The sequence below is a fragment of the Echinicola sediminis genome (assembly GCF_054777495.1).
The window spans coordinates 19,513-44,907 of record NZ_BAAHAP010000046.1 but is presented as its reverse complement, the minus strand read 5'-3'; the positions used below and the strand labels follow the sequence as shown (position 1 = coordinate 44,907).

Genomic DNA, 25,395 nt, shown 5'->3' with positions numbered 1-25,395 from the left:
GTGTTATAAGCTTATTGACAAGTTCATCTGTTTTAGGCAGGTCTACATAAAACTCTTTGTAGATCGAAAACCTATGAACGGCAGGATAGTGAATACTGGTTTGAATTCCTTTCTCGGCAAGAATGTTTCGTATTTCATCCCTTTCCTCGACAGAAGCATCTTTCAAAACCACAGGAAAGATATAATTGGAACTAAATACAATATGATCTTTAAATGGAATAATAATTTCTTTGCACTCTTTTAGGCTTTCCAAATAATAGTTCCTCACTAAAGCTCTCCTTTTTATATCCTCCTCCAGCTTATCCAATTGAACGATCCCTATTGAAGCCCGTATATCATCCATTCGGTAATTATAGCCTAAATCAATGACATCATAGGCTGTAGAATGGCCTTTGGCTCGTTCAAAAGACATCGTGGTCATTCCATGTGACCTGAGCAATTTTGCTCTATCAAAATAGTCTGGATTATTGGTCACCAACATTCCGCCTTCTCCGGTGCTGATATTTTTGTTAGAAAAGAAGCTAAAGCATCCGATATCTCCAATTGTCCCTAATTTTTTACCGTTCAATTCAGATAGAGGCGCATGACAAGCATCCTCAATCACCCTCAAATTATGCTTTTGAGCTATTTGCATGATCTTTTCCATATCACAAGGGAAACCTGCATAGTGCATGACCACGATAGCTTTAGTCTTTTTCGTGATTTTGCGTGCAATATCTTCAGGATCGACCACTGGTGTCGCAGCATCCGTAATATCTGCAAAAACGGGTACAGCATTGACATATCTAATTGCGTTACAGGTTGCCACAAATGTCAAAGAAGGACATATTACTTCATCTCCCTCTTTTACTCCAACCAATTGCAAAGCCAAATGTAACGCAACAGTGCAATTGGAAACTGCTAATGCATGCTCCACTTGCAGCATTTGAGAGAATTTCTTTTCAAACTCATGCGTTTTTGGCCCTGTTGAAATCCATTTTGACTTTATGACACTTATTACTGCATTTTCTTCTCTTTCGTCAAAATTGAGGTCAAATAATGGAACTCTATAACTCATATCATTTACATTTTACTATCTAAGTATTTGCCGGTTTCTTTATGATCGAAGTTAGGCAAAAGATTATTAAATAAAGTAATTATATCTTGCTTGGACCATTCCAGCCCCCGCTTCAATGTATCAATCTTCATTAAAAATTCTTCCAGCTTTTGCTCGTCGAATTCCAATTGGCTTTTTACTATTCCCAAATTGAGGAACCTTTCCAAATCCAATTCTTCATGTTCCACAAAAAATTCCTCAAAATCCTTTTCTCCAGTGGTATCACTGGAGGTAAACAAACAAGGCCACTTCCCTTCTGACGGAAGAGTATGAATCAATTCACGTGCTTCCTCTTCAGAGCCACATAAATAAGGCTCATATCCTCTTTCGAGTAAATATTTTTCAGCTATTTCAGAAAAAGTAATCAAGTGCAGCTCATCACTCAGTTTAGGAAAGAAAATATCTCCATTTTCTCCCAAAAGACATGACATCAAACATAACTCACCAGATTCCTGAGGAGTAACAAAATACCTTTTTATATCATTGGGAGCTACTATGGGTTGATTTTTTAATATTCTCTGATTAAAACCATGAAGCAAAGAACCATCTGAAAAGGCTACATTGGCAAAACGAGCGGTTGAAATAGGAATCTGTTTACTTTCTCGCATCAAAAACATTTCCATTATCCGCTTAGAAGCCCCCATCATATTCACTGGGTTTGCAGCCTTATCAGTTGACACGCAAAAATACTTTTTGGCTCGATTTTTCTGAGACTGACGGATGGTTTTGATGGTATTTAATATATTAACATCAACCATTCTCATTAAAGTGAAAGGATCCTTTTCACTTCTTACATGCTTCAACGCAGACAAATTCATTACATAATCATAATTACCATCCGCCTTGATAAATGCATCAAACTCAACCGAACCTATATCCAAGGCAAAAGTCTTAAAATCTCCATCAATATAGCCTAAAGAGCTTCTTATGTCCCTGACAAGCTCGACCATATTGTTTTCGCTAATATCAACAACATGGAGTTTCAGAGGATTTCTTTTAAAAATCTCTTTGGTTACAGCCTGACCTATTGACCCTGCTCCGCCTATTACCAAAAATTTAGCTTTAGTAACTTTTTTTGATAACTCCTCCTCAAAAGCTCCTATATCCTCACTAAAAAGGGCTCTGTCTCGTCCTATTAAGTTTAAGATATCCATCATATATAAGCCTACTTATAATCTCCCATCAACCAGTTCTTTCGCATAAAAAGCCTTCGTATCATACAGCACTGTATGACCATTTGATTTAATGGCTTCCAGATCCATATCACAAAATTGCTTATGTCCAACTGCTAAAATAATGGTATCGTATTTACTCAAATCATCTTTTGGAGTTAAACTGACACCATATTCTTCATAAACTTCCTCGCTGGATGCCCATGGATCATAAACATCTACCTGCAGACCAAACTGACTTAATTCTTTATAGATATCTATCACTCGGGTATTTCGGATATCCGGACAGTTTTCTTTAAAGGTAAAGCCCAAAATCAAAGCTTTACTGCCTTTGATGGTTTTTCCCTTTTGGATCATCAACTTGATCACCTTATTGGCTACAAACATACCCATATTATCATTCACCCTTCTTCCCGAAAGTATCACTGCTGGGTGATATCCCACTTGCTCTGCCTTATGGGCCAAATAATACGGATCTACTCCAATACAATGGCCTCCTACCAAACCAGGTTTGTATTTCAGGAAATTCCATTTGGTCCCGGCAGCCTCCAATACTTCGTTGGTATCTATACCCAATCGATCAAAAATCAAGGCCAACTCATTAACAAAAGAAATATTCACATCCCTTTGGGCATTTTCAATGGCCTTAGATGCTTCCGCTACCTTGATGGAGGAGGCTTTGTACGTTCCTACTTCAATGATGGAAGCATAAAGGTCATCTACATAATCAGCTACTTCTGGCGTAGATCCGGAAGTTACTTTTTTGATTTTAGTTAATGTATTTACTTTATCTCCTGGATTAATTCTTTCCGGGGAATAACCACAGTAAAAGTCCTGGTTAAACTTCAAGCCTGATTCTCTTTCCAAAACCGGCACACAATCCTCTTCTGTACAACCAGGGTAAGTAGTAGACTCATAAATCACCACATCTCCCTTCTTCAGCACTTTTCCCAGCATGGTGCTGGCAGCAATCAAGGGCTGAAGATCTGGTGTCTTATGCTCATTAATTGGGGTAGGAACTGTTACTATAAAGACATTACAAGAGGAAATAGCAGTGATCGCATTGGAAGGTAAAAAACCTTTCTCTTTTTTATCCAAATCTACTGGAGATTTTATCAAAGAAGCCTGCAGCTTTTCATCTTCCACCTCCAAGGTAAAGTCATGACCTTCTTCTAATCCTTTTATTCTTTTAGGAGAAATGTCGTATCCCACAGTTGGATAAAACTTTGCTAATTCTACGGCTAATGGTAAGCCTACATATCCTAAACCTATCACTGCAATTTTTGATTGATTTAGCGGTAAAAGTGGTGTGTTCATATTAGTAAATATTTGTTTTTAATATTTAGTTTATTAATTAAAAGCCCAATAAAGGTATGTGGATAACTTTGAAATCCCGTTAATAGAAAACTATAATTGGTTGTTTTAAACTTGATTCCACTCTTGCTTTAAACTCCGAAGATATTCATCACCAAAAACAATCCCGAAAGCAATCACCACTCCCAGCATACTAAAAACCACCAAAATCAACGGTCTTTTGGGTGCTGATTTTTCTGCAGGAATGGTAACCGGCTGGATCACTGAAAATACCGGCGTATCCTTGCTCACCTGCAATTTGGCCTGTTCCAGTTGCTTGGCCAACTCAGAATAAACGGAGAAAACCAGGTTGTACTCTGCTTCCAGTTTTTCCAATTGATTTAAAGCTACCGAACTTGAAATATTTTGGTTGCGGTCCCTAAACTTGGCCAAACGCCCTTGAGCCTCCTCAAATTCCCTCTTCTTTTCCTGATAGCGTTCTTCCGTAAATTTCAACTGCTCTTGGGCATTATCAACCTTAAAAGCAATTACTTCTTTTTGCAGCAAAGCCTCTGCATACTTTGTGAGTTGCGCTGCAGCCTTTGCTTCCGGCATAACAACAGATAATTGCACAAAGCCTTCTTTATCATTGAAAGAAATGGAAACCTGGCCATCTAACCTTTTGAAATGTGCCAGTTCTTTCTGACTAACGTTAAGAATTGTCTCCCCCTCCTCAGCTATTAAGCTTTCTTCAGCATCTCCCTTAATTGCCTTGATGAGCCCCCCCGGTAATCCAATCGTATATTTTTTTATAAGCCCCAATACACCAGGCGAATAATATTCTTCATAATACTCTTGGTAGCTCACTTCATGATCAATTCCCTCAAAGTTTAACGGTGCTTTCAGCATTTCTTTCTTGAAAGGAATGCTTCCCACAATCTTAGGATATAAGGTTGGCGGTATTTCTGAACCTCCTACAGCTCCTCCCAAGTTGATCCCTGCCAAAGAGGCCAACCCGGACAAAGAGCCGCCCCCTTTTGCTCCTTCGGAAGTTTGGGGCAGGTAAATTCCACTGGCGGTAAACTCCTTTGGAGAAAGCAAAGCAACCAACAAACCCAGCACAATAAAAAGCCCCACTATACGGTACACCCGCTTTCGCTTATCCCAAATGGTTTTGGCCAAGGCAAGGAGGTCGATTTCGTCTTCTGTATCTGGGGTGGTGTTTTTGTTTGAATCGTTGTTCATACTTTATAATAAATATTCTAAAGGCCTAGGATGTTGTTGCTATTCGAGATTCGGTATTGGATTACTCGGGATTGGTGATTCGTTGATTCGGGATTTAGAAAGCAACATTCAATTTCCAATTGCTGAAATCCCAATGGTTCACTTTTCCCCATTTTGATTTCTCAGGTATCGAATATACCCATTGATTAATTGGAGACACTTTTCACAGTCTTTTCTTATATGATTTAAAGCTGCATCATCGATATAATCCCAAGATTTCGCTTCAATACCATGATCTAAAATTTCAGCAACAGACCCTCGAGCGTTCAATAAAAATTTAATGTTTTCTTTATAATGATACCTGCCCCAGCCTTCTGCTATATTCGCCGTAGCGGACCTACTTGCTCTTAACAGCTGGCTAAATAATTCATATCGCTCGTGCTTGGGTAACGTTGTCAGTACCTCCTCCCTTATAAACCGCTTGAGTTCATCACATGACTGCCAGCATTTCAATTCTTCAAACGATGTATAAGCTCCCATATCTATTCCTTGTTCATTATTAATTGGAAAACCATATGCTTCTATTCAAATCCCAAAAACACTAATCCCAGATTACCAATCCCCGATTCTCCAATCACAAATCCCAATTACTCAAATACCCAATCCCGACTATTCTAATCTCTATTACTCGAATCCCAAATCACGATTATCGATTACTCGAATCACTATTCTAAATGCGGGACTCCCACGGCTTTCTCCCCCGGACCCTGCCCACAAGCCTCGGAGTGACGGGTTCCTATTGCACCAACCGGTCAATCAGTATCCCCAAGGTAGCCAAGCTAGAGGCCAATCCAATCCAATTGGTGGCAGACATCCCTTCTCTCTCAGGTTTTTCAGGAACAATAATCTCCGCGCCCGGCTCAATATGAGGGTAATTCTTAAAGAACAAAAAGCTTTTGGTCCGTTCCACATCCCCATTGGCATACACCACATAGCACTTCCCTTTACGGGCATTGTCCGTAAAACCTCCTGCTTTTGAAATGTATTTTTTGAAACCATGCCCACTTTCATACCGGGCAGAGGTCGGCAATAATATTTCTCCGCGCATCCTTACGGTCTGCAATTCTTTAGGAATGCTTAAAATATCCCCCGCCTGTAAAATCAAATCCTGATCTGATCCAGGGTGTTCCATGATATAATCCAAATCGATCCCAATCAATTCCTGCGTTTTAAAAGCCTCTTTGGTGCCCCCAGTGCTATCGGCCTGAAATACATCGGCCACCCTTTCTGCCCTAAATTCATCGGCAGCCAACCCCTTTTGATTGGAAATATTCCCTCCCCGTTGACTGATCTTTTCATCGATGCGCAAAAGGATATTGTTCTCCGCTTCAGTATTTTTTCCGTCTTCTTTGATCAGGTTATTTTTCACCTCCCGAAGGTATTGGGCATTGACTTCATTATCGCTCTGGGGGGTAAAATATTCAGTTCTTCTGATCAGCTTGGCTCCCTTGGAATAGGCAAACTGATTAAGTCCCCCTGAACGCTTCAAAAGATCGGAAATCCGTTCTGTTGCCGTAGCGATCGTATATTCCCCGGGATAATTCACCTCTCCTTCCACTGTCACTATCTTCTCTCTTTGAAAACCCGGACTTCTTCTGATAATTACATGGTCAAATGGCGCTAAAACCAATTCTTTTTCCTTGCCACTCACTTCCAAATGCTCATCTATGTCAATCGTAAAAATCTCCGCAATCTGCCCATTGGTTCGATCTTTCACCCTTCTGGCTACTTCAATATAGGCATTGGAGGCCGACTCTTTAAATCCTCCCGCTTTTAAAATCAGGTCTTCCACGGTCATTTGCTCCGCGAAAGCAAATGCTCCCGGCCGGTTCACCTCTCCGGAAATTTTCACGTAATACTCTTCTTTCAGATCATACTTGCTCGGAATATGCAGCACGTCCTCCCGCTTCAACATTATATCCTGGGCATTGCCGTTCACCACAGCCCTGACATCTACCGGAACAATTTCCAAGGTCATGTCTTCCTGCGTTCTGTAAAGTGTCGCGCGGTTCAAAAACGCCTCCCCTCTTAATCCCTCTGCCTTTTCGATAAGGTCCTTAACCGTCATTCCATCGAATAGGGCAAATTCGCCCGGATGGTTAACGGCTCCTGAGACCTGTACCCTGTTTTCGAATCGCTCCAACTTCTCGCCTACCAAAAATAAATCGCCATCCTGAACCTTGAAGCTTCCAAATTGCTCCTTGCTGACATCTGCCACTTTTCTGGCTTGGTCTGAAAGTCTTCTCACCGCAATTCGTTGGGTATAGGCTTCACTTTTAAAACCGCCTGCATAGCGGATCAGGTCGTTGATGTCTTCCTCTGGGCTGATCTCAAATAGACCTTCCCTCCGAACAGGCCCTTGAACTTCCACTCTGGTTTGTACTGCTGGTACGATAATGACATCATTGTCCCGCAGCCTAATATTCTGCTGCTCATTGCCATTGGTCAAAAATTCATAAACATCGACTTCGGCCACCTGCCTGGAATCCCTAAAAACCTGTATTCTTCGAAAAGATCCATCTTCATTTGGACCACCGGCGGCATACAAAGCATTAAACACGGAAGCAAAGGAGGGCAAGGTATAGGTTCCTGGATTTTCCAATTCCCCTACCAGAGAAACCTGGATCGAACGGATATTTCCCAAACGGACTTGCAGAAAAGTTCTTGGGGTGGCACTGTTCAAATCGGCATAGATACTACTCAATTCTTTTTTGATCCTGGCAGTTGCAGCCCCAATACTGGCACCCCCAACATTTATCGGCCCTACATTGGGGATATAAATCTTTCCTTCTGGATTGACGGACAGATTATAGGACTGCTGTGAATCTCCATAGACATCAATCAATAATTGATCGTCTGTTCCGATGATATAATTTTGCGGGGTAGGAATGTTTAGGCTAGGGGTAAAGTTGAGCTGCTTGTTGTGAAACAAACCGAAGCCATATATTTTTTTCTGTTGTTCGGATAAATTCAAAGAATCCTTTTCCAATATCCCCCCCAAAGGAGTAATTACTCTTCTCTGCCGCATGGTATTCCCCACACTGTCCTGCTGACTTGTAGCACTGAACATACCGAGTCGATTGATTCGGGAAGTCAATTTACTGACCTCACCTGCAGGTAGCCCCCTTTCCCTGGCCAGCATGGGGATTTGCGACTTGGAAATCCCTTGCTCCTCCGCCCTTTGCACCAATGCCGCTATTTGTGCATCTGTCAAATCGTCTACCTTGACATTTTGGATATTGGACAAAGATTGGGCTTGAAGCGTAAGCGCTGTAATAAAAACGAGTATGGTGAAATAAAAAGATTTGATATTGATGGACATGCCTTTTTTGTTATTGTCGAATTCTTTTATCGTTGCACTGTGGGATTGTATTGAACCAAAAGCCTTAAACTCCATCATTTAAAGTGCTAGCCCGTTTATTTGACTGGTCAAGCTATACAATCCATAAGATGGAAAACCTTTGGGCAATTCATAAACTTTCTCACTTAATTGTCTTGCCAATTGCCTTACTTCCAATTTTTCAAAAAAATAAACATAAGGAGCTTTCATAAATACATCAATTAAACAATTCTACCTTTCATCGATTCTACAGCTCAACCCCGATCCCTTAATGCACAATACTCTTTTCCTCAAAATAATTATAGTCATAGCTGTCGAATGTCTAAGGTCGAAAGTTCGTTTACATAACATTTATAAGAGTTTTTTGCTTACTCAATCGCGACGTTAACCTTCGGCTTCCGGCCTTAGGCCTTCAGCATACCTCTCTCGGCTCCGGACACAGCTTCGCCCGGTCAGTCACATCTTGTGCTTAGGGGCTAGTCGATAAATAAAAAGAGCAGGGAAACGACCTCCCTTACTCGGCAGCTTTGTTGTATAAAATTATGCCAGAATGCGTATTGGACTCCAAAATGGTAAAGTTCACGTTCCGTTCGATGATAGCCTGAATCCTTATCCCCAGATTGTCGAGATATTCCTCATTTAACGCATCTCCTTCAATCCCTATGTCAATGGTCCCTGTATCCAGGCCATTGGCATAATCCCCGGTCAATATCACCTTATTTACGCTTCCCATTCTTTTCAATACTTCCTCTACCACGGTGTCCAAGCCAACATATTTCCTAATGATTTGCTGTAGAGACCCAAACAAGGGATGTTGGGTATTGGCACTGTAACTGATCCGGTTCTTTTCAAACTCCTTTTGTAAATAGCCTGCCTCGCTTAAATTATTCAGCTCTTTTCTAATGGCATTGGTCGATTCACCAAACTCCTCGGCAAGCCCTCGGAGATGGCTATGGTTGTTTGAATTGATAAAAAACTTTACCAAAAGTCGTAATCTTGTCTTGGAAGTAATTAAAGAATCGAGCATAAAAAGATGTCCTCCCGTAATGAGCACCAAAAGTACTCAGTCCCTTGAACTATGACAAACTTTTTCTGTTTTTTAACAAAAAAACTTTCTTTAATACAAAATTGACAACATTATCATAAATTACCTGCAAAATTTAAAAAACGGCACCTTAGCTTCCTAAAAAACATACTCCCGACAGTTTGTATAAAACTTTATTTCACTTCCTTGATGTAAGAGCAATATTTTATTTTATGTCGTTTAGCTCTTTATAATTGAGAAAATGTTGACCTCTCGCAATGATGCTAAGAAATTACAACTTTCATTCAATCCTTTTATGTTTGGAAAAGTTTGGTTTCTATAAATGAAATTACTCCAATCCATCAAACTGAGGAAACCACAAACCAAGGATTCAGTAAGTTTTCTTTATTGTATTTCATGGGCTGATATCCTGGATAAGCCAACACCTTCCCTCCTACAGCTTCGACAATGGCATGTGCCGCAGCCGTGTCCCATTCCATGGTCGGCCCTAAGCGAGGATAAAGCTGAGCCTTGTTTTCTGCTACCAACATAAACTTCAATGAACTTCCCATGCTAATGATTTCTGCCTTAGGGTAATCTTTCATGAACCGCAGTGTCTCCTCGTTTCGATGGGACAAACTGACTACCAAGGCTTTGACCTTATCTACCTTTAGCAACTTGAGCTGTACTGCCTCTCCCTCATCAATAGCCTTCCAAGCCCCTTCTTCATGATTGGCCCAGTACATCTGCTTCAATACCGGAGCATATAAAACACCCAGTACTGGCTTTCCTTTATGTATCAAGGCAATATTGACTGTAAACTCCCCACTTTTTCTTATAAACTCCTTGGTTCCATCCATAGGGTCCACCATCCAAAAATATTCCCAGCCTTTCCTCTCCTCATAAGAAATGTGCTTTCCCTCTTCTGAAAGTATTGGCAGTCCTGTTGGCTTTAAGAAACTCATAATGGCATGATGCGCCGCTTTATCCGCTTTGGTCAATGGCGAATCATCCCTTTTATACTCCACTCCAAAATCGGAAGAATCGTAAACTTCCATGATTTCCTTTCCTGCTGCCCTTGCTGCTTTTACTGCCAGCTGGGTGAGTTCTTTAAGATTAATGAACATGATGTAATTCTGTTGATAAAAACATTGAAAACCTCTTTTGGGGAAATGGAGAAATCCTTCCTTTCTAATTCACTACCTTCTCCTCAAGGCAAAACTAAAAAGCCCCCTTCAGGAAATTTAAAGTAAAACCCGGAAAATCATTTTACTTAAACCTGGATTTATCCCATTGAATTGTTTGAAAACAATAAGGAGGACTCAAAGTCCTCCTTATACCTTATCTACCTAAGAATTATTGATCTCTCTGGATTTCTGTTTTTCATTTACGACTTTCAATCACAGGCTTTAGACTTGCCGCTTTAGGCTAACTTTAATTTACCAGTTCGGGCCGCTCTTTTTCCAGTTTTTCAAACACCTTTTTGACATCCTGGGCTTTTTCTTTTTGAAGCACTAGGATAGCATCTTTGGTTTGAATGAGCATGGTATCTTTAAGACCAACAAACTCGGTATGCAATTCCGTGCCAATGATCATGTTTCCATTCTCATCTGCTTTATAGCCATGGTTTTCCATGTACTCAAAGATCGATTCAAAGGATCCCATATCCGACCAAGAAAAATTCGAAGGGACTACTTTGATCTTCTCCGTCCTTTCCATTACAGCATAATCCACTGATATGGACGGTATCTGCATCGAAAGTTCTTGATTCAAAAAGCCTTCCTGGGCATCATCCATTGCATTTTTTGAACTGTTCAAGACTTCCTCTGCAAACTTTCCGAGTTCATCGAGAAACACTTTTGCTTTAAAACAAAACATCCCTGAATTCCAAAGGAAGTTACCTTTCTTCAAAAACTTCTCAGCAGTATCCAAATTAGGTTTCTCTCTAAAGCCCTTCACTTCTTCCCCGTTTGCCTCTATATAGCCGAACCCGGTTTCAGGCCGTGTTGGCCTCAGCCCAAAGGTAACTATATGGTCCTGTTTGGCTAGCTCAATTGCTCTATTAACACTTGTGGCATAATCTTCTCCTGCATCAATAAGGTGATCTGATGGGGTAATAAATAGGATATCCTCCGGTGCGGATTTCAATGCTGCAAAAGCAATTGCCGCAGCCGTATTTCTTGGACATGCTTCAATAATTTCCACATAATCCCTCAATCCCAATCCCTGCAAATCTTTTCGGGAAAGTTCATAATTTGCTTTATTTCCCACCACCATCAGCTGCTCGCACAAATCCCTATTTCTTTCAACGGTTTTCTGGAACAAGGTTTTTCCTTCAAAAATAGGCAGGTATTGCTTTGGGCAGCTTTTACGCGAAAGCGGCCATAACCTACTTCCTACTCCTCCTGACAATACTACATTAATAATTTTCATTTCGTTGATTACTTATAATATGCTATCTAAAAATTCAACATGATTCATAAACGAGGTCATATCATGATTATTAATTGTCATCACAAGCGTAGCAAAGTGATCTCCCTGTGCCATAAATGCGTACCGGAGGAGATTTCTTCTCTACCTATAGGCGGAGAAGAAATAAAGGAAAAATCATGAAACGACCTCGTCGTATTCTATTTGCTTATACCCCTATTCCATAATGGGTAAAGCCAATTTCATTTAGGTATTTGCGGTCGTAAATATTTCTTCCATCAAACACAACCTTGTTTTGCAAAAGCTTGCTCAACGCACTCCAACTTGGAATTCTGAATTCAGACCACTCTGTCACCAACAGTAAAGCGTCTGCATCCACACAGGCATCATAGGCATCATTGCAGTACGTCACCTTATCGCCTACATAAATTTCTTTGGCCTCTTCCATTGCAATGGGATCGTAGGCCTTGATATTGGCACCGGCTGCCTTTAACTCATCGATGATTACAATGGCCGGAGCTTCCCTCATGTCGTCAGTTTTTGGTTTGAAACTTAATCCCCAAAGAGCAAAAGTCTTCCCACTTAGGTCTTCTCCAAAATGCTTTTTGACTTTTTTGACCAATACATGTTTCTGGGCATCGTTTACATCCTCTACCGCTTGAAGCACCCTTAAATTATAATTATACTGCTTGGCTGTTTTGATAATAGCCTTTACATCCTTTGGAAAACAGCTTCCTCCGTAGCCTACACCTGGATAGATAAACTTGTTTCCAATACGAGGATCTGAACCTATCCCAGCTCTCACCATATTGGCATCTGCCCCAACCAGCTCACAAAGGTTGGCAATATCATTCATAAAGCTGATTTTCGTGGCCAGCATGGCATTCGCAGTATACTTGGTCATCTCTGCGGAAGGAATATCCATGTAAATAATTCTGTCCCCACTTAACTGAAAAGGTTTATAGAGTCTTTTCATGATTTCTTCAGCCCTTTCGTCCTCCACTCCGATCACTATACGGTCAGGTTTCAAAAAGTCCTGTACTGCTGCTCCCTCTTTCAAAAACTCCGGATTGGAAGCTACTGCAAAGGTAAGGTCACTTTTTCTTTGGTCTAGAGCCCCTTGTATGGCCTGCTTTACTTTACAACCTGTGGTGACAGGTACCGTACTTTTGGTCGCCACGACAATATAATCATTCATGGTACGGCCAATTTCATCCGCAACCGCCAATACATACTTCAAATCTGCAGAACCATCCTCACCAGGAGGTGTTCCCACAGCAATAAAAGCTACTTCAGAACCTTGGATAGCATCGCCTAGGTTAGTAGAAAATTTCAATCTTCCGCTTGTATAATTCCGCTTCACAATTTCTTCCAAACCAGGTTCGTAAATGGGCATTATACCATTCTTAAGCTTATCAATCTTCTTTTGATCGATATCAACACAAACTACTTCAATGCCCACATCGGCAAAACAAGCCCCTGATACGAGACCAACATATCCAGTTCCTACTACAGTAATTTTCATATTTTATACAATCCTTTTGATGGTTTTAACTATACAATGACACTATTCAAATCCACAAAACTACATGACATTGATCTGCTTATCAAAGCAAGGCCAAAAAGCTAAGAAAATGGTTATTCTAGTATTAATTCTTTTGTAAGATGAGGCTAAAATAATCTTTAAACCTTTATTTGCATTCATTCTTAAATTAAAATAGCCGAATATTTTGAGCCCTTTTACCTATTAAAATCAAAAACCCACATTTCCCAAAACGAAAAACTCAGCCCGAAATTACGACTTTCCTATAAATAAGCCAATTCAGCAATTGTTACTCCGCATTTGGTAAATGTCCTAGACCTTCACATATAAACCAAAAACACATTCAAATATATAAAAATGTTTTTTATATCAAAAAATACGGTCTTTATTTTTAGAAAATATTTCATTGATATTTAGCCCTCTAATATAAAGAGACCTCTTATGCATCAGGTCTCGCTTGATGAAATAGAAAAGCCAATGATCTAATTCATCAAGGCCTTGATCAAAAGCAGATGGACAGCTAAGTGCTGCCCCATTTTCATAAGATATTCTCTTATCCTACCGAGATTGAGTTGCTTCCAGATCTTTGCCGACAAATTGGACCGGTTAACAGATCGACTTTTTTATTTCATAATAAGGCACTGAAACGGAACAACCTATCTTTTTAATTGAACAGTTTATATAATAGAATCTGTCAGAATTCACCCAAAATCTTTATTTTGCAGTAAAATATTCTTTAATATTGTTTTTTTTAAAGATCCGGAATATGAGCACTGAAATCAATTGGTTTGTGATGTATACGGCTCCTAGGGCTGAAAAGAGGGTAGCAAAAAGATTGGAAGAAAACCGTATTGAAGTATATCTACCCATAATTGAGGAGATTAGGCAATGGAGCGACCGGAAGAAAAAAATACAACGACCGCTTTTCAATGGCTATCTTTTTGTCAGAATTGAAAGAAACCGTCTCTGGGAAGCGCTGCAGATACAGGGCGCTGTAAAATTCGTTAACTTTTCCGGTAACCATGCAGTAGTCAGGGATGAAGAAATTGAAGCGATCAAACGGATTGTTTCCACCGGAGTGGCGGTAGAAGTAGAAGATACGGAAATCCAGGAAGGAGAACAGGTCAAAATACTCGGCGGACCTTTACAGGGATTTGAAGGTGAGTGCATTCAAAAAGGTAACCAAGATTATTTTATCATCCGGGTTCCAAGTATCCACCAGACAGTTATGGTCAACGTATCCAGAAAGTTCCTGGAAGTGATTTCATGATCCGTAAATAAAACAGTTAAACCACTGATAATCACTTAAAATAATAAGTTTTCTTCTTTTCAAACAGCTTTCTAAAACGGTCTCCTGTAAGGGCACTGAATCCTCCCAATAAAAAACCTAACAAACCGGTAATTGCCATCAACACTGCCCTTCCTCCTACTTGCATGATTTCCCCCATCATTTCCGGAAGTGGAGATCCTGTGGTAAAAGAAATCCATAGGGTCTGGCCAAACCACACTGCTCCTACGCCCAAAGCAGCAGAGAAAAACTTAGTGGTACTGTCACCACCGATCAACGCCCCCAAAATAGCCCATACCAACATCATCAGCCAATAACTTAAGAATGGGCCTCCTAATAGGGTCACAAAGGCAAACAAAAGAATATATATTAAAATCTTCATCTTATTTCTTGCTTGGATTTATCTCCGTAGTAAATAAAACATCACTGGTCTGATTCACCGATCGTAAGCTAAAATCCAGGTACTCCCCTTTCGCCCACTTTTCAATCATGCTCCCATAAAACCTACTTCCGGGATTTCCCGACTGCCCTCCCGGATAGATCCCAAAAGCCTTTACTTGGTCTCCCAGCTCCACCACCATCCTCCAGCTAGCCCCATGTCGCGAACTGGTAGCATTGATAATGCTCTTTCCTCCTCCTGTTTCAACATTCTCATAGCTAAACGCAGAAAAAGCAGGCACCAGGTGTTGAATCGAAGTCTTTTTGTAATTTGCCCAGGCATCACTCTCCTCCTCATCTTTAAATGCCATCCAATCCTTCACCGCTGCTTGAAAACTTGCTTCGATATGATGGCTTACCGTTTCCTCCTGGGCACTTGTGCTGCCAATATCAAATAGGGAATCATTAGGGAAATCTGTCATGAAAAGCGTCGTTTGATAATTGTTCGGATAAACAATCGCTTTCCCCTCCTGATCCAGTTGTTGCCATATGCTGCTTTTCAGCTTATCCCACCAAATGGCAAACAAGGTAGGCCCGGATACCGTAGGGTCGGCAAAGAAATTCCAATCTCTCAATACCTCAATCGCATTTTTAGATGCTTCATCGTACACTTTGGTGGAATCCTGCGTAAGGTAATTCAACATCACAGGAAGTGCCTCTGCAGCGTGCAGATCATAATCATCAAACTGTAATTTCTTGATATCCTCCAGGGTTATATTTTCCATTTCGGTCAGTCTCACATTGATCCTTCTGTTTCGGTAATGCTCAAAACTATCATCAAAAACATAATAAGGATAGTTGGGACCAACGGAATACTGATTAGCTGAGCTCACGAATCCCCTATCCGGATTAAGTGTTGCCGGGTTTTGGTCAAAAGGGATATAACCGCCCCATTCAAACTTCGGATTGTTTCCATCCATCAAATACTTTCCTTGCTCGGGCCATTTCAAAGGGAATTTGCCCTGCACCTTCATGGCTATATCCCCTGATTTGCTCGCGAAGACAAAATTCTGCGCGGGGGAAGTGAAGTGGTTCAAAGCAGCCAAATAATCCCCATGATTTTTGGCCTTATTTAACTCCAAAAATGTCCTTTGTTCATTTGACCCTTCATGAGCTGTCCACTTCAGCGCAAAATCAACTTTTTCACCTGAAGACCTGAAGCTCCTGTCGTATACCACCGGCCCGTAATGGGTGTAAATGACAGTATCCATAAAAGTCGAATCTCCCTTCACGTCGATTTCTTCTACCCTGACCGTACTTTGTATCCATTGATTATTGTATTGATACTCCAGTCTGCTGTCATTTCTAAATTCTATGGCATACCAATCCCTCACATCCCTAGTGGCATTGGTCACTCCCCAAGCCACGTTTTCATTGAAACCACTGATTACGCCCAGTGCCCCCGGTAAGCTTGCCCCTTTGACAGTGAATTCTGGGGTACCTAACTGTATGGCATACCAAAGACTGGGTAAGTTCAAATTTAAATGAGGATCATTTGCCAAAATCGGGTCACCACTTTTTGTTTTCACTCCTGATACTGCCCAGTTGTTCGATCCGGTCCCGGGCTCAGGTCCAGGGATGGGCTCTACCAAAATGGAAAAATCAGGATACACCAAATCGTCTGGCTTCTGAATCTCAAGGGGAATAAAATCCCATTCTTTGCCCATCTCTATCACCGGATCATTATCTGCAGAATAATCAGGAAACAATCGGGCCATCATTTCTGCTCCCAAAGCTTTCCTCAAATTGGTGTATTCAATATCCTTGTCACCGACCAGCATGTCTGCCATGTATTTCAGTAATAACACAGTTTTGAAAGCAGACCATTTTTCGGGTTTGTAATCCAATATCTTATACTCTACAGGCATCTCAGCCCTGTTCATATGAGCAATAAATTGATTCACTCCCCTAGAATAGGCCTCCACCAGGGCCAGTGTCTCCGGACTGCTCTTTTTAATAAATTCAAATCCCATTTCGGCGCCATATACAAGTCCCTTTCGCCGCTGCATGCGGTCAAATTCCAGCGCTCTTTCCCCTACAATTTCTGCGATTCTACCCGCTGCTGCACGGGTCTGGAAATCCATTTGCCAAAGCCTGTGCTTTGCTGTGACATATCCCTGGGCCATCATCAGGTCATGCTCATTTTCTGCAAAAATATGAGGGATCAAGTTTTGGTCATAGTGAACAGTAACAGGCCCCTGAAGGCCTTCCAACCGGACCTCCTCCTCTGTTCTTTCATCCTCACTGTATGCGTTTTGCCAAAATCCATGATTGGGATCCAAAAGATAACCCAAAGGCGGGACAGGCCCCAAATTAATGGAAAGCCCCACAGCCAAGGTAAGCGTAAGGATAAGTACAACCAAAAAACCGAAATATTTCATAATATGGTTACCTTTTGAGGGAAACCGTCCCTCTCATATGATAGGAATGTCTGTTTTATTGTCAATAGGTTTATAAAATGCAATCTCTCCTGATTTTAGTGTGAGACTAATCAGCATAAATTAAGTCACTCGATCGATTTATGAAAAATCACCAAGAATACTCTAAAAGAAATGCTTTCGGAATAAACAGCTACTGACATAAGTTCAACTTTACGTGTCACATTATTATCCGAATTTAATCCATTAAAGAATATTTACAATCAATTGAGGGCTGAATATTTTAAGCTTTTGACCTATTCATCCAGCTTTTCACTCACTTCATCCTACGTTCTGTCCAAATAAGCCAAAGTATGTTCAAAATTCTAGCGGACCAAATTTAAACTAAAAAACTAATGAGAATGATGTGACTTGGCAAGGCCCAAAAAAAGCTCCAGGGAAATACCCTGAAGCTTCTCATTATTGATTAATGCTATCTTTTCTAAGCACTCATTTTATTTCTATCGGTAGACGAAGCTTTTCCCATCGTACTACCACACCTGGATCTTCCAGTGTTATTTCCAATTGTTCCTGGTTTTCTTCGACCCATTCAGGCATTACTTGCACCCGAAGCACATCGTTTTCTTCTTTGTATTGATAATGGCCGTGCTCCAGATTCCATTCAGAATTGAAAATCACCGTCCAAGCACCCTCCTCTTGAGGAATCGTGAATAGGGAATATTTCCCTGCAGCTAGTGGCTCTCCTTCTACGGTAACATCCTCAGAGAAATTCACGTGAGTAGCCTCATTGGCTCCTGTTCTCCAAACTTCGCCATAAGCCTCCAAATCCCCCCAGATCTTTCTTCCCTTTACAGAAGGAGCCCCATATTGAACGGAAACATTTTTGCCGCCAATTTGTCCTTCTGCCACTTTCAAAGGGCTGGCTCTTTCTTCCTCGTGCATGGCCATCCCCTCTTGTTCATTTCCTTCGGCAGCCTCCTTCTTATCAGCACCTCCACCACAGCCACTCAAAAGAGCGGCTCCAAAAACACATAGCATTAAAAATAAAGTGTTTGTCTTTTTCATAAATATTGAATCGTTGATTTCAAACGAATTTAATCATTTTTTCAAATTCTTATCCAAACTGAACAAATAATATGCTCTTTACCCTCCTTCTACTTGAAATGGCACTTCAAAAGTGCCTGATATTTGCCAGTAGAAAAACGAATTGCTTCATCCAATAGGATGAAGCGTCCCTTATTGTTTGTGAACGAATATAGACCGTTTATTTCTATATTTGATTAACACGTTCTTATTTACTTGTTATTCCCTTAATCATCCCCTATTTTCGCTAACATTTATAAGAATTTCTGATATGCGATATATCGTATTCCTGATATTTTTGATTTCTACTCTCCTTTTTTTCGGTGTAAATATTTCTCCGGAAATGCTCCCCTATGCCGGCCTGGTACCTATGTTCATACCGGTGCTTCTTGTACTCAACTTTATCCTTTTGGTACTTTTGGCACTGGCAAAAAGAAGGCTTTTCATTTTACCCCTGGCAGCCATCTTACTTGGCTGGAAATTTATCGGGGTCACTTTTCAACTGAACAAAAAAAATGAAAACAAAGAGGGGCTTTCCGTCATGAGCTATAATGCCCATATGTTTAATTATGAAAGGCTTAAAGCCAACGACCCCAATATTTCTTCCAACATCTTCAATTGGATCAGGGAACAGGATGTGGACATCATGGGATTTCAAGAATTCTACCAAGACTATACCACCCCTTCCAGAAATGCCATAAAACTTATCAGTAATGGCGACAAATACCATCACTCGGTCCAGTCGGTGGAAGGAAAACCAGGCAAACGTTTTTTTGGACTGGCCATTTTCTCCAAACATCCCATTATTCATGAAGGGAAGGTATTTGACAACCGGAAAACCAACGGGGCCATGTTCGTTGACCTTAGGGTAAATAAAGACACCATCCGGGTCTATAATGTCCACCTTGAATCCATGAGCATACCGGCAGACCAACTTGACAATATCGATGGCATCAAAGAAAACTACCGCAAGACCTGGAGAAGACTGAACAAAGGAATGGTGAGCAGGGCATCACAAGTAGACATCCTTATCGAACATATAAAAAACAGTCCATACCCTGTCATTCTGATGGGAGACTTTAATGACGTCCCATACAGCTATACCTATTTTTCTATTAAGCGTATTCTTGAAAACGCCTTTGAATCGGTGGGCAGAGGTTTTGGTTTTACCTTTAACCGGGTGCTCTTTTTCCTAAGAATCGACAATATCTTTTACAGTAAGACCCTAAAGCCCTTGCAGTTCAATACACTAAGGGAGGTTGATTATTCAGACCATTATCCTGTCCAAGCCGTATTCTGTACCGGCCCTTTGGTAAATCCACTTGATTCAGCTATGGTGGAGGAAGAAAATCTATAATCCTTTACGACCAAGAGGGATTCGCTTTAACCTTTGACAGACGGTTTAGGTCTTTTTTAGTTTTTCTTTTACTTTTGAAAAAATTTATAACTATGAGATTAATAAGAGTAAGCGCGTTAATTGGCTGCCTGACCACCTGCTTTTTCAGCCTTCACGCCCAGACCACCCGATGGCAACAAGCCGTAAAGTACGAAATGGACATCGAAATGGATGTCGATAAAAACCAATACAAGGGAGAACAAGAGCTGGCTTACACCAATAATTCACCGGACACACTTTACAGGGTTTTCTACCACCTTTATTATAATGCCTTCCAGCCCAACAGCATGATGGACGTTCGTTCCAGGACCATCATTGATCCTGACGGCAGGGTCAAGGACCGAATCCAGCACCTCACCCCGGAAGAAATCGGATACCTAAAAGTAAACTCCTTGAAAATGGAGGGAAAAAATGTGGATTTCGAACATGTAGGAACAATCCTCGAGGTCAATCTTGCGAACCCTATTCTCCCAAACAGTACGGTCAACTTTTCTATGGAATTTGAAGGCCAGGTACCTTTGCAGGTTAGACGGTCCGGTAGGGACAGTAAAGAAGGCGTCCGTTATTCCATGTCCCAATGGTATCCCAAAATGGCCAATTACGATGACCAGGGATGGCATGCCAACCCTTATATAGGGCGGGAATTTTATGGAATCTGGGGTGATTTTGATGTAAAAATCACCATAGATAAATCTTATATCCTTGGTGGAACGGGCTACCTCCAAAACCCCGAAGAAATCGGCTACGGGTATGAAGAAGCAGGGCAAACCGTAAAGCGCCAAAGGGGCAAAAAACTTACCTGGCACTTTCATGCGCCACAGGTGCATGACTTTATGTGGGCTGCTGACCCTAATTATACCCATGACAAAATCCAAATGGACAACGGGATTACCCTTCACCATTTATATATCAAAAACAGCAAGACTGCTGAAAACTGGGAAAAACTAAAGGAATATTCTCCCAAATCCATGCAGTTCCTCAGTGAGCACTTTGGCCAATACCCCTACAAGCAGTACTCCGTCATTCAAGGGGGAGATGGAGGAATGGAGTACCCTATGGCTACCCTCATTACTGGTGAAAGAACACTGGCAAGCCTTGTAGGCGTTACTGTCCACGAAATGGCCCATAGCTGGTTTCAGGGACTTTTGGCTTCCAATGAAGCACTTTATCCTTGGATGGATGAAGGCTTTACCACCTATGCCACCAACCTCACAATGGCCAATATTTTTTCAGAAGAACCATCCGCTTTCCCTCAAAGGGGCGCCTATGTAGGCTATGAAAGACTGGCGAAATCCGGTAAAGAGGAGCCAATGACCACGCATTCGGACCATTACCACACCAATTTGGCCTATGGGTCCGCTGCCTATTCCAAAGGAGCTGTTTTCCTAGAGCAAATGGGTTATATCATCGGTCAGGAAAACCTGCAAAAAGGAATGCTGCGCTATTATAATGATTGGAAATTCAAGCATCCCAAAACCAATGACATCATCCGCATTATGGAAAAGCAAAGTGGACTGGAATTGGATTGGTACAAGGAATACTGGGTAAACAGCACCAAGACCATAGACTATTCCATCAAGGCTGTGGAAGCTTCAAGAGACAACACTAAAATTACGCTGCAGAGAGATGGCTTGATGCCAATGCCCATTGATCTGGTCATTACCTATCAGGACGGTTCCAAGGAAACAGTTTACCTTCCACTGGTTATCCAAAGAGGTCTCAAGCCTGAAGAAGCAGGAAAACCAAAACGTATCCTTACCCAAAGATGGCCGTGGACCAATCTTACCAAGGAGGTAATTATTGAAAAGAAATTAGAAACCATCAAAAGCGTAGAAATTGACCCAAGCTTAAGGCTGGCCGATATCAATAGGGAAAACAATAACTGGCTAATTGATAATACTGATCCAGAAATGCAATGACACTAACGAGGGGTGTTTAACCCGGAAATGCAACAGAAAATCTATTGTGACCTGAAAATACGTTAAACTCAGAGACCTTGGTGAAACCACCGGGTCCTCTGTGGTTAATTACACGAAGAGGAATATTCATAATAGGATCATTTAATTACAACTTTTTCGCTTGATTCCGCATAAATTCATAGCATGACTTCGAGTCATCCATGAATAAAACACCAGCTCTACTAAAAATAAAAACCTCCGGGACAGGGTCCCGGAGGTTTTAACACTTAAAAAACCACCAACCTTTAAATAAATCTACATAAACTATTTTTTGCGAATAGCTATATTGATTTTGTCTGCCAATAAATACATGACAGGTACTATTACTAACGTTAGAAACGTTGCAAAGGTTAGGCCAAATATCACAGTCCATGCCATCGGGCCCCAAAAATCTGCATTATCTCCCCCTATATAAAACTGAGGATCGAATGATGAAAGCAAAGTAAAGAAGTCAATATTCATCCCTATCGCCATCGGTATCAAACCCAATATGGTGGTAATTGCAGTCAACAATACAGGACGCAAACGGGTTCTACCTCCTTCTATGATACTCCCCACTACATCACCGTAAGGCAGGTGTTCATCTTCTCCTAACTGTAGTTCAGCCCTTTTCCGCTTTCTCACCAGATTGGTATAATCGATCAATACAATCGCATTGTTCACGACAACCCCTGCCAAGGAAATGATCCCAATCCCGGTCATGATTACTACAAAGTCCATATTAAATACAGACAGTCCGATAAACACGCCGATGGTACTCAACAATACAGAACACATAATGATAAAAGGTGTCATCAAAGAGTTGAATTGTGCCACAATAATCAAGAATATGGCGGCAACGGCAATGATCATCGCATTCATCAAAAATGCCATGGACTTGGCCTGTTCCTCTTGCTCCCCGGTAAATTTAAGGTCTATGCCATCGGGCAATTCATAATCTGCCATCAGTGACCTAAGCTGCTCATTGATTTCATTGGCATTATAACCTTCCTCCACATTAGAGTAAATGGTAATTACCTTATCCAGGTCCTTACGTTTTACAGAACCATAAGTAGAACTGTATTCCACATTGGCCACTGAGGTGATCGGTATATGTTTCTTATTACCGAATTTATCCATGAAGTAGATCTTCTTGTTGACCAAAGCATCCACATCGTACCGGTATTCATCTGCCAACCGCAACTCAATCGGATAATCGTCCTCCCCTTCTTTGTATTTGGAAACTTCCAATCCAAACAAGGCTGTCCGAAGTTCATTGGCGATGGTATAAGTGGATAAGCCAAACCTTCTGGCCTTTTCCCTATCGATATTGACGATCAGCTCCGGCTTGCCGGTCTCCAAATCCATTTTGAGTTCTTCAATTCCCCTTATACCGGAAGCATTGATAAAACCACGGATTTCCTCCACCTCGGCGACCAACTTCTCATAATTTTCTCCACTCACCTCTATATTGATCGGTTTGCCCACTGGAGGCCCATTCTGCTCCTTGTCCACGGTGATCTGTACTCCTGGGTATTTGGCCATGGCCTCCCGGAGCTCCTGCATGATATCCGAGGTGTTTTTCCCATCCCTGTACTGATACTCCACAAAGCTTACAGTAAGCATGGCTTTGTGCGGGGTCACCCCCATACTAGGACCTTCTGAGGGATCACTGGTTCCTTCTCCCACCTGCGCAATAAAAGCTTCCACTATATCTTTGTGCGGTTGGATCATGGCGATCACCTCATCTTCCACTTTTTTGCTGAAATCATTCGTGGCCTCTATATCCGTACCGATGGGATACTCGATGAATATATTGATGTAGTTAGGGTCACTGCTCGGGAAAAATTCCACCTTTGGAGACCTCACCATCAATAGCACCATGGAGAAGATGAGCACCCCAAACATCCCAAAGAAGAACAAATAAGGTTTTTTCCCTCCAAGGGCATATTTAAGCACCTTTTCATAATAGTTTTCAAGCCATACCAAAAACTCTTCCTGGAACCACTTGATCGCCTTTTTCATGAAAAGGGCATTCATCAAAGTGATAATAGTAGCAATCAACATGATATTGGCGACTACATACACTTTAGCCACATAGCAAAGCGCTGCAATGGTAATCAAGGTACCGGCAATGATAAATGACCTTCTCTTAGGCTTTACATTATCCAGGTTCTGGATTTTCATAAACATGGAGGTCACCACAGGATTGATCACCAAGCCTACAAACAGGGATGATGACAGGACAATGATCAAGGTAATGGGCAGGTACTTCATAAACTCTCCCATGATCCCTTGCCAAAAAGCCAAAGGAACAAATGCTGCCACCGTGGTAGCAGTGGAAGTTATGATAGGCCAAGCCACTTCTCCTACCCCTTCTTTGGCTGCCCTGATGGGATTTTTTCCCTCTTGCATTAGACGGTAAATATTTTCCACCACCACAATCCCATTATCCACCAACATCCCAAGCGCCAGAATCATGGAGAAGAGCACCATCATGTTTAGGGTTACGCCAAAAGCGTTCAATACCATAAAGGAAATGAACATGGATAAAGGAATGGCAATCCCTACAAACAAGGCATTTCGGAAACCCAGGAAAAACATCAACACCAGTGTCACCAAAATCACCCCTGAGATGATACTGTTTTCCAGGTTGGCCACCATGCTTCTGGTAAACTTGGACTGGTCATTAGTGATGCTGACTTTTAGATCAGAAGGAAAATGATTGGCTTTGGCCTCCTCGATGATTTCCTTGATCTTGTCGCTGGCATGCAACAGGTTTTCACCACCTCTTTTGACCACATTAACAGTAACTACCGGCAGCTTTGATGCTCTGGCGTAACTTTCTCGCTCTTTATAAGTATCACTTACCGAAGCCACATCCTTTAAATACACAATATTATTGCCTTCGTTTTTGACGATGATATTGTTCAGCTCCATAGGATCTTCAAACTCCCCGGTGATTCGGAGCGCCCTTCTAAAATCTCCACTGAGCAGGTTCCCACCAGAAATGGTAATATTCTCAGAAGAAATCGCGTCGGAAATATCACCAAAGCTCACCTCCATGGCCTCCATCTTAAACAGGTCTGCATCCACCCGGATCTCCCGGTCTATGGTTCCCGTCAGGTCTGCTTTGGAAATCTCAGGCAATGCCTCTATTTCATCTTCCAGGTACTCCCCAAACTCCTTTAATTCTTCCTGTGAATAATTTCCCGAAAGGTTCACAAACATGATCGGCATTTCAGAAAAATCTAGCTCAAAGATATTGGGGTCCTGATCCAAATCTGTGGGCAGTTCACTTTTGGATTTGTCGACGGCATCCTTTACATCCTGCAAGGCCCGTGAAATATCCACATTGGGGTTAAATTCAATGATGATCGTGGAATAATCCTGTATGGACGTGGAGTTGATTTTCTTCACATCCTTCAGCGACTTCAGCTCCTTTTCTATAGGCCGGGTGATCAGGTTCTCCATATCCACTGGAGAGTTGCCCGGATAAGGCGTTCCCACATAGACCGTAGGAATGACTATTTCAGGGAAACTTTCCTTGGGCATGGTCATATAAGCCGTCAAGCCCATAAAGGTGATGATCAACGAAAGGATGATCACACTGGTCTTATTGTTGACGGCCGCGGAAGACAGCCCAAACTCCCTGACTACTTTTTTACCGTTTGTTGATTGATCAGACATAAA

Annotated in this window: 17 protein-coding genes; 3 read left to right on the top strand and 14 right to left on the bottom strand. The window is 41.5% G+C overall.

The window, feature by feature from the left end; translation table 11 throughout:
* The 10 genes from ACYVAA_RS13090 to ACYVAA_RS13045 form a co-directional block, all read right to left on the bottom strand.
* Nucleotides 1-1,057 (bottom strand): DegT/DnrJ/EryC1/StrS family aminotransferase (locus ACYVAA_RS13090; protein ID WP_460542376.1); only part of this gene is annotated, 1,057 nt, incomplete at its 3' end.
* 5 nt (nucleotides 1,058-1,062) lie between these two features.
* Nucleotides 1,063-2,253 (bottom strand): UDP-N-acetylglucosamine 4,6-dehydratase, encoded by a 1,191-nt coding sequence (locus ACYVAA_RS13085; protein ID WP_460542374.1) that lies wholly within the window; start codon nucleotides 2,251-2,253, stop codon nucleotides 1,063-1,065.
* A gap of 12 nt (nucleotides 2,254-2,265) precedes the next feature.
* Nucleotides 2,266-3,585 (bottom strand): nucleotide sugar dehydrogenase, encoded by a 1,320-nt coding sequence (locus tag ACYVAA_RS13080; protein WP_460542372.1) that lies wholly within the window; start codon nucleotides 3,583-3,585, stop codon nucleotides 2,266-2,268.
* Between the two features lie 105 nt (nucleotides 3,586-3,690).
* Nucleotides 3,691-4,806, bottom strand: coding sequence for a Wzz/FepE/Etk N-terminal domain-containing protein (locus ACYVAA_RS13075; RefSeq protein WP_460542370.1), 1,116 nt, complete (start codon nucleotides 4,804-4,806; stop codon nucleotides 3,691-3,693).
* Nucleotides 4,807-4,944: 138 nt separating this feature from the next.
* Complete coding sequence (locus ACYVAA_RS13070; RefSeq protein WP_460542368.1) at nucleotides 4,945-5,325, bottom strand: four helix bundle protein; 381 nt, start codon at nucleotides 5,323-5,325, stop codon at nucleotides 4,945-4,947.
* A gap of 256 nt (nucleotides 5,326-5,581) precedes the next feature.
* Nucleotides 5,582-8,167: an SLBB domain-containing protein gene (locus ACYVAA_RS13065; RefSeq protein ID WP_460542378.1), complete on the bottom strand. Its 2,586-nt coding sequence runs from the start codon at nucleotides 8,165-8,167 to the stop codon at nucleotides 5,582-5,584.
* Nucleotides 8,168-8,699: 532 nt separating this feature from the next.
* On the bottom strand, nucleotides 8,700-9,212 hold the full coding sequence (locus tag ACYVAA_RS13060) for an ArsR family transcriptional regulator (protein ID WP_460542366.1): 513 nt from the start codon (nucleotides 9,210-9,212) through the stop codon (nucleotides 8,700-8,702).
* Nucleotides 9,213-9,571: 359 nt separating this feature from the next.
* Nucleotides 9,572-10,336: a 3'(2'),5'-bisphosphate nucleotidase CysQ family protein gene (gene cysQ, locus ACYVAA_RS13055; RefSeq protein WP_460542364.1), complete on the bottom strand. Its 765-nt coding sequence runs from the start codon at nucleotides 10,334-10,336 to the stop codon at nucleotides 9,572-9,574.
* A gap of 307 nt (nucleotides 10,337-10,643) precedes the next feature.
* The gene (locus tag ACYVAA_RS13050) at nucleotides 10,644-11,642 is read right to left on the bottom strand and encodes a mannose-1-phosphate guanylyltransferase (RefSeq protein WP_460542360.1); all 999 of its coding nucleotides are present in this window, start codon (nucleotides 11,640-11,642) and stop codon (nucleotides 10,644-10,646) included.
* Between the two features lie 205 nt (nucleotides 11,643-11,847).
* Nucleotides 11,848-13,164: a UDP-glucose dehydrogenase family protein gene (locus tag ACYVAA_RS13045; protein WP_460542359.1), complete on the bottom strand. Its 1,317-nt coding sequence runs from the start codon at nucleotides 13,162-13,164 to the stop codon at nucleotides 11,848-11,850.
* A gap of 784 nt (nucleotides 13,165-13,948) precedes the next feature.
* On the opposite strand from ACYVAA_RS13045, the gene ACYVAA_RS13040 reads away from it, so the two are divergent.
* Entirely contained in the window at nucleotides 13,949-14,452 is a 504-nt protein-coding gene (locus ACYVAA_RS13040; RefSeq protein ID WP_460542357.1) for a UpxY family transcription antiterminator, read from the top strand.
* A 31-nt stretch (nucleotides 14,453-14,483) separates the two neighbouring features.
* Here ACYVAA_RS13040 and ACYVAA_RS13035 read toward each other — a convergent pair whose 3' ends face one another.
* The 3 genes from ACYVAA_RS13035 to ACYVAA_RS13025 form a co-directional block, all read right to left on the bottom strand.
* Nucleotides 14,484-14,852 carry a hypothetical protein gene (locus ACYVAA_RS13035; protein WP_460542355.1) on the bottom strand — a complete coding sequence of 123 codons (369 nt, stop codon included), beginning with the start codon at nucleotides 14,850-14,852 and terminating at the stop codon, nucleotides 14,484-14,486.
* 1 nt (nucleotide 14,853) lies between these two features.
* Nucleotides 14,854-17,289: a penicillin acylase family protein gene (locus ACYVAA_RS13030; RefSeq protein ID WP_460542353.1), complete on the bottom strand. Its 2,436-nt coding sequence runs from the start codon at nucleotides 17,287-17,289 to the stop codon at nucleotides 14,854-14,856.
* Nucleotides 17,290-17,775: 486 nt separating this feature from the next.
* Complete coding sequence (locus tag ACYVAA_RS13025; protein ID WP_460542351.1) at nucleotides 17,776-18,351, bottom strand: DUF2911 domain-containing protein; 576 nt, start codon at nucleotides 18,349-18,351, stop codon at nucleotides 17,776-17,778.
* A 289-nt stretch (nucleotides 18,352-18,640) separates the two neighbouring features.
* On the opposite strand from ACYVAA_RS13025, the gene ACYVAA_RS13020 reads away from it, so the two are divergent.
* Together ACYVAA_RS13020 and ACYVAA_RS13015 are read left to right on the top strand one after the other, a co-directional pair.
* Nucleotides 18,641-19,726 (top strand): endonuclease/exonuclease/phosphatase family protein, encoded by a 1,086-nt coding sequence (locus tag ACYVAA_RS13020; protein WP_460542349.1) that lies wholly within the window; start codon nucleotides 18,641-18,643, stop codon nucleotides 19,724-19,726.
* A gap of 92 nt (nucleotides 19,727-19,818) precedes the next feature.
* A complete protein-coding gene (locus ACYVAA_RS13015; RefSeq protein ID WP_460542347.1) occupies nucleotides 19,819-21,684 on the top strand; it encodes a M1 family metallopeptidase in 1,866 nt (621 codons plus the stop codon).
* Between the two features lie 303 nt (nucleotides 21,685-21,987).
* Here the strand turns inward: ACYVAA_RS13015 and ACYVAA_RS13010 are convergent, their stop codons facing one another.
* The gene (locus tag ACYVAA_RS13010; RefSeq protein ID WP_460542345.1) at nucleotides 21,988-25,392 is read right to left on the bottom strand and encodes an efflux RND transporter permease subunit; all 3,405 of its coding nucleotides are present in this window, start codon (nucleotides 25,390-25,392) and stop codon (nucleotides 21,988-21,990) included.
* Nucleotides 25,393-25,395 lie beyond the last annotated feature (3 nt).

Excerpts from the sequence above, each read along its gene's own strand:
- ACYVAA_RS13040 (WP_460542357.1), top strand. The coding sequence starts at position 13,949 with ATGAGCACTGAAATCAATTGGTTTGTGATGTATACGGCTCCTAGGGCT.
- ACYVAA_RS13080 (WP_460542372.1), bottom strand. The coding sequence starts at position 3,585 with ATGAACACACCACTTTTACCGCTAAATCAATCAAAAATTGCAGTGATA.
- ACYVAA_RS13050 (WP_460542360.1), bottom strand. The coding sequence starts at position 11,642 with ATGAAAATTATTAATGTAGTATTGTCAGGAGGAGTAGGAAGTAGGTTA.
- ACYVAA_RS13075 (WP_460542370.1), bottom strand. The coding sequence starts at position 4,806 with ATGAACAACGATTCAAACAAAAACACCACCCCAGATACAGAAGACGAA.
- ACYVAA_RS13035 (WP_460542355.1), bottom strand. The coding sequence starts at position 14,852 with ATGAAGATTTTAATATATATTCTTTTGTTTGCCTTTGTGACCCTATTA.
- ACYVAA_RS13045 (WP_460542359.1), bottom strand. The coding sequence starts at position 13,164 with ATGAAAATTACTGTAGTAGGAACTGGATATGTTGGTCTCGTATCAGGG.
- ACYVAA_RS13065 (WP_460542378.1), bottom strand. The coding sequence starts at position 8,167 with ATGTCCATCAATATCAAATCTTTTTATTTCACCATACTCGTTTTTATT.
- ACYVAA_RS13020 (WP_460542349.1), top strand. The coding sequence starts at position 18,641 with ATGCGATATATCGTATTCCTGATATTTTTGATTTCTACTCTCCTTTTT.
- ACYVAA_RS13015 (WP_460542347.1), top strand. The coding sequence starts at position 19,819 with ATGAGATTAATAAGAGTAAGCGCGTTAATTGGCTGCCTGACCACCTGC.
- ACYVAA_RS13085 (WP_460542374.1), bottom strand. The coding sequence starts at position 2,253 with ATGATGGATATCTTAAACTTAATAGGACGAGACAGAGCCCTTTTTAGT.
- cysQ (WP_460542364.1), bottom strand. The coding sequence starts at position 10,336 with ATGTTCATTAATCTTAAAGAACTCACCCAGCTGGCAGTAAAAGCAGCA.
- ACYVAA_RS13010 (WP_460542345.1), bottom strand. The coding sequence starts at position 25,392 with ATGTCTGATCAATCAACAAACGGTAAAAAAGTAGTCAGGGAGTTTGGG.
- ACYVAA_RS13060 (WP_460542366.1), bottom strand. The coding sequence starts at position 9,212 with ATGCTCGATTCTTTAATTACTTCCAAGACAAGATTACGACTTTTGGTA.
- ACYVAA_RS13030 (WP_460542353.1), bottom strand. The coding sequence starts at position 17,289 with ATGAAATATTTCGGTTTTTTGGTTGTACTTATCCTTACGCTTACCTTG.
- ACYVAA_RS13025 (WP_460542351.1), bottom strand. The coding sequence starts at position 18,351 with ATGAAAAAGACAAACACTTTATTTTTAATGCTATGTGTTTTTGGAGCC.
- ACYVAA_RS13070 (WP_460542368.1), bottom strand. The coding sequence starts at position 5,325 with ATGGGAGCTTATACATCGTTTGAAGAATTGAAATGCTGGCAGTCATGT.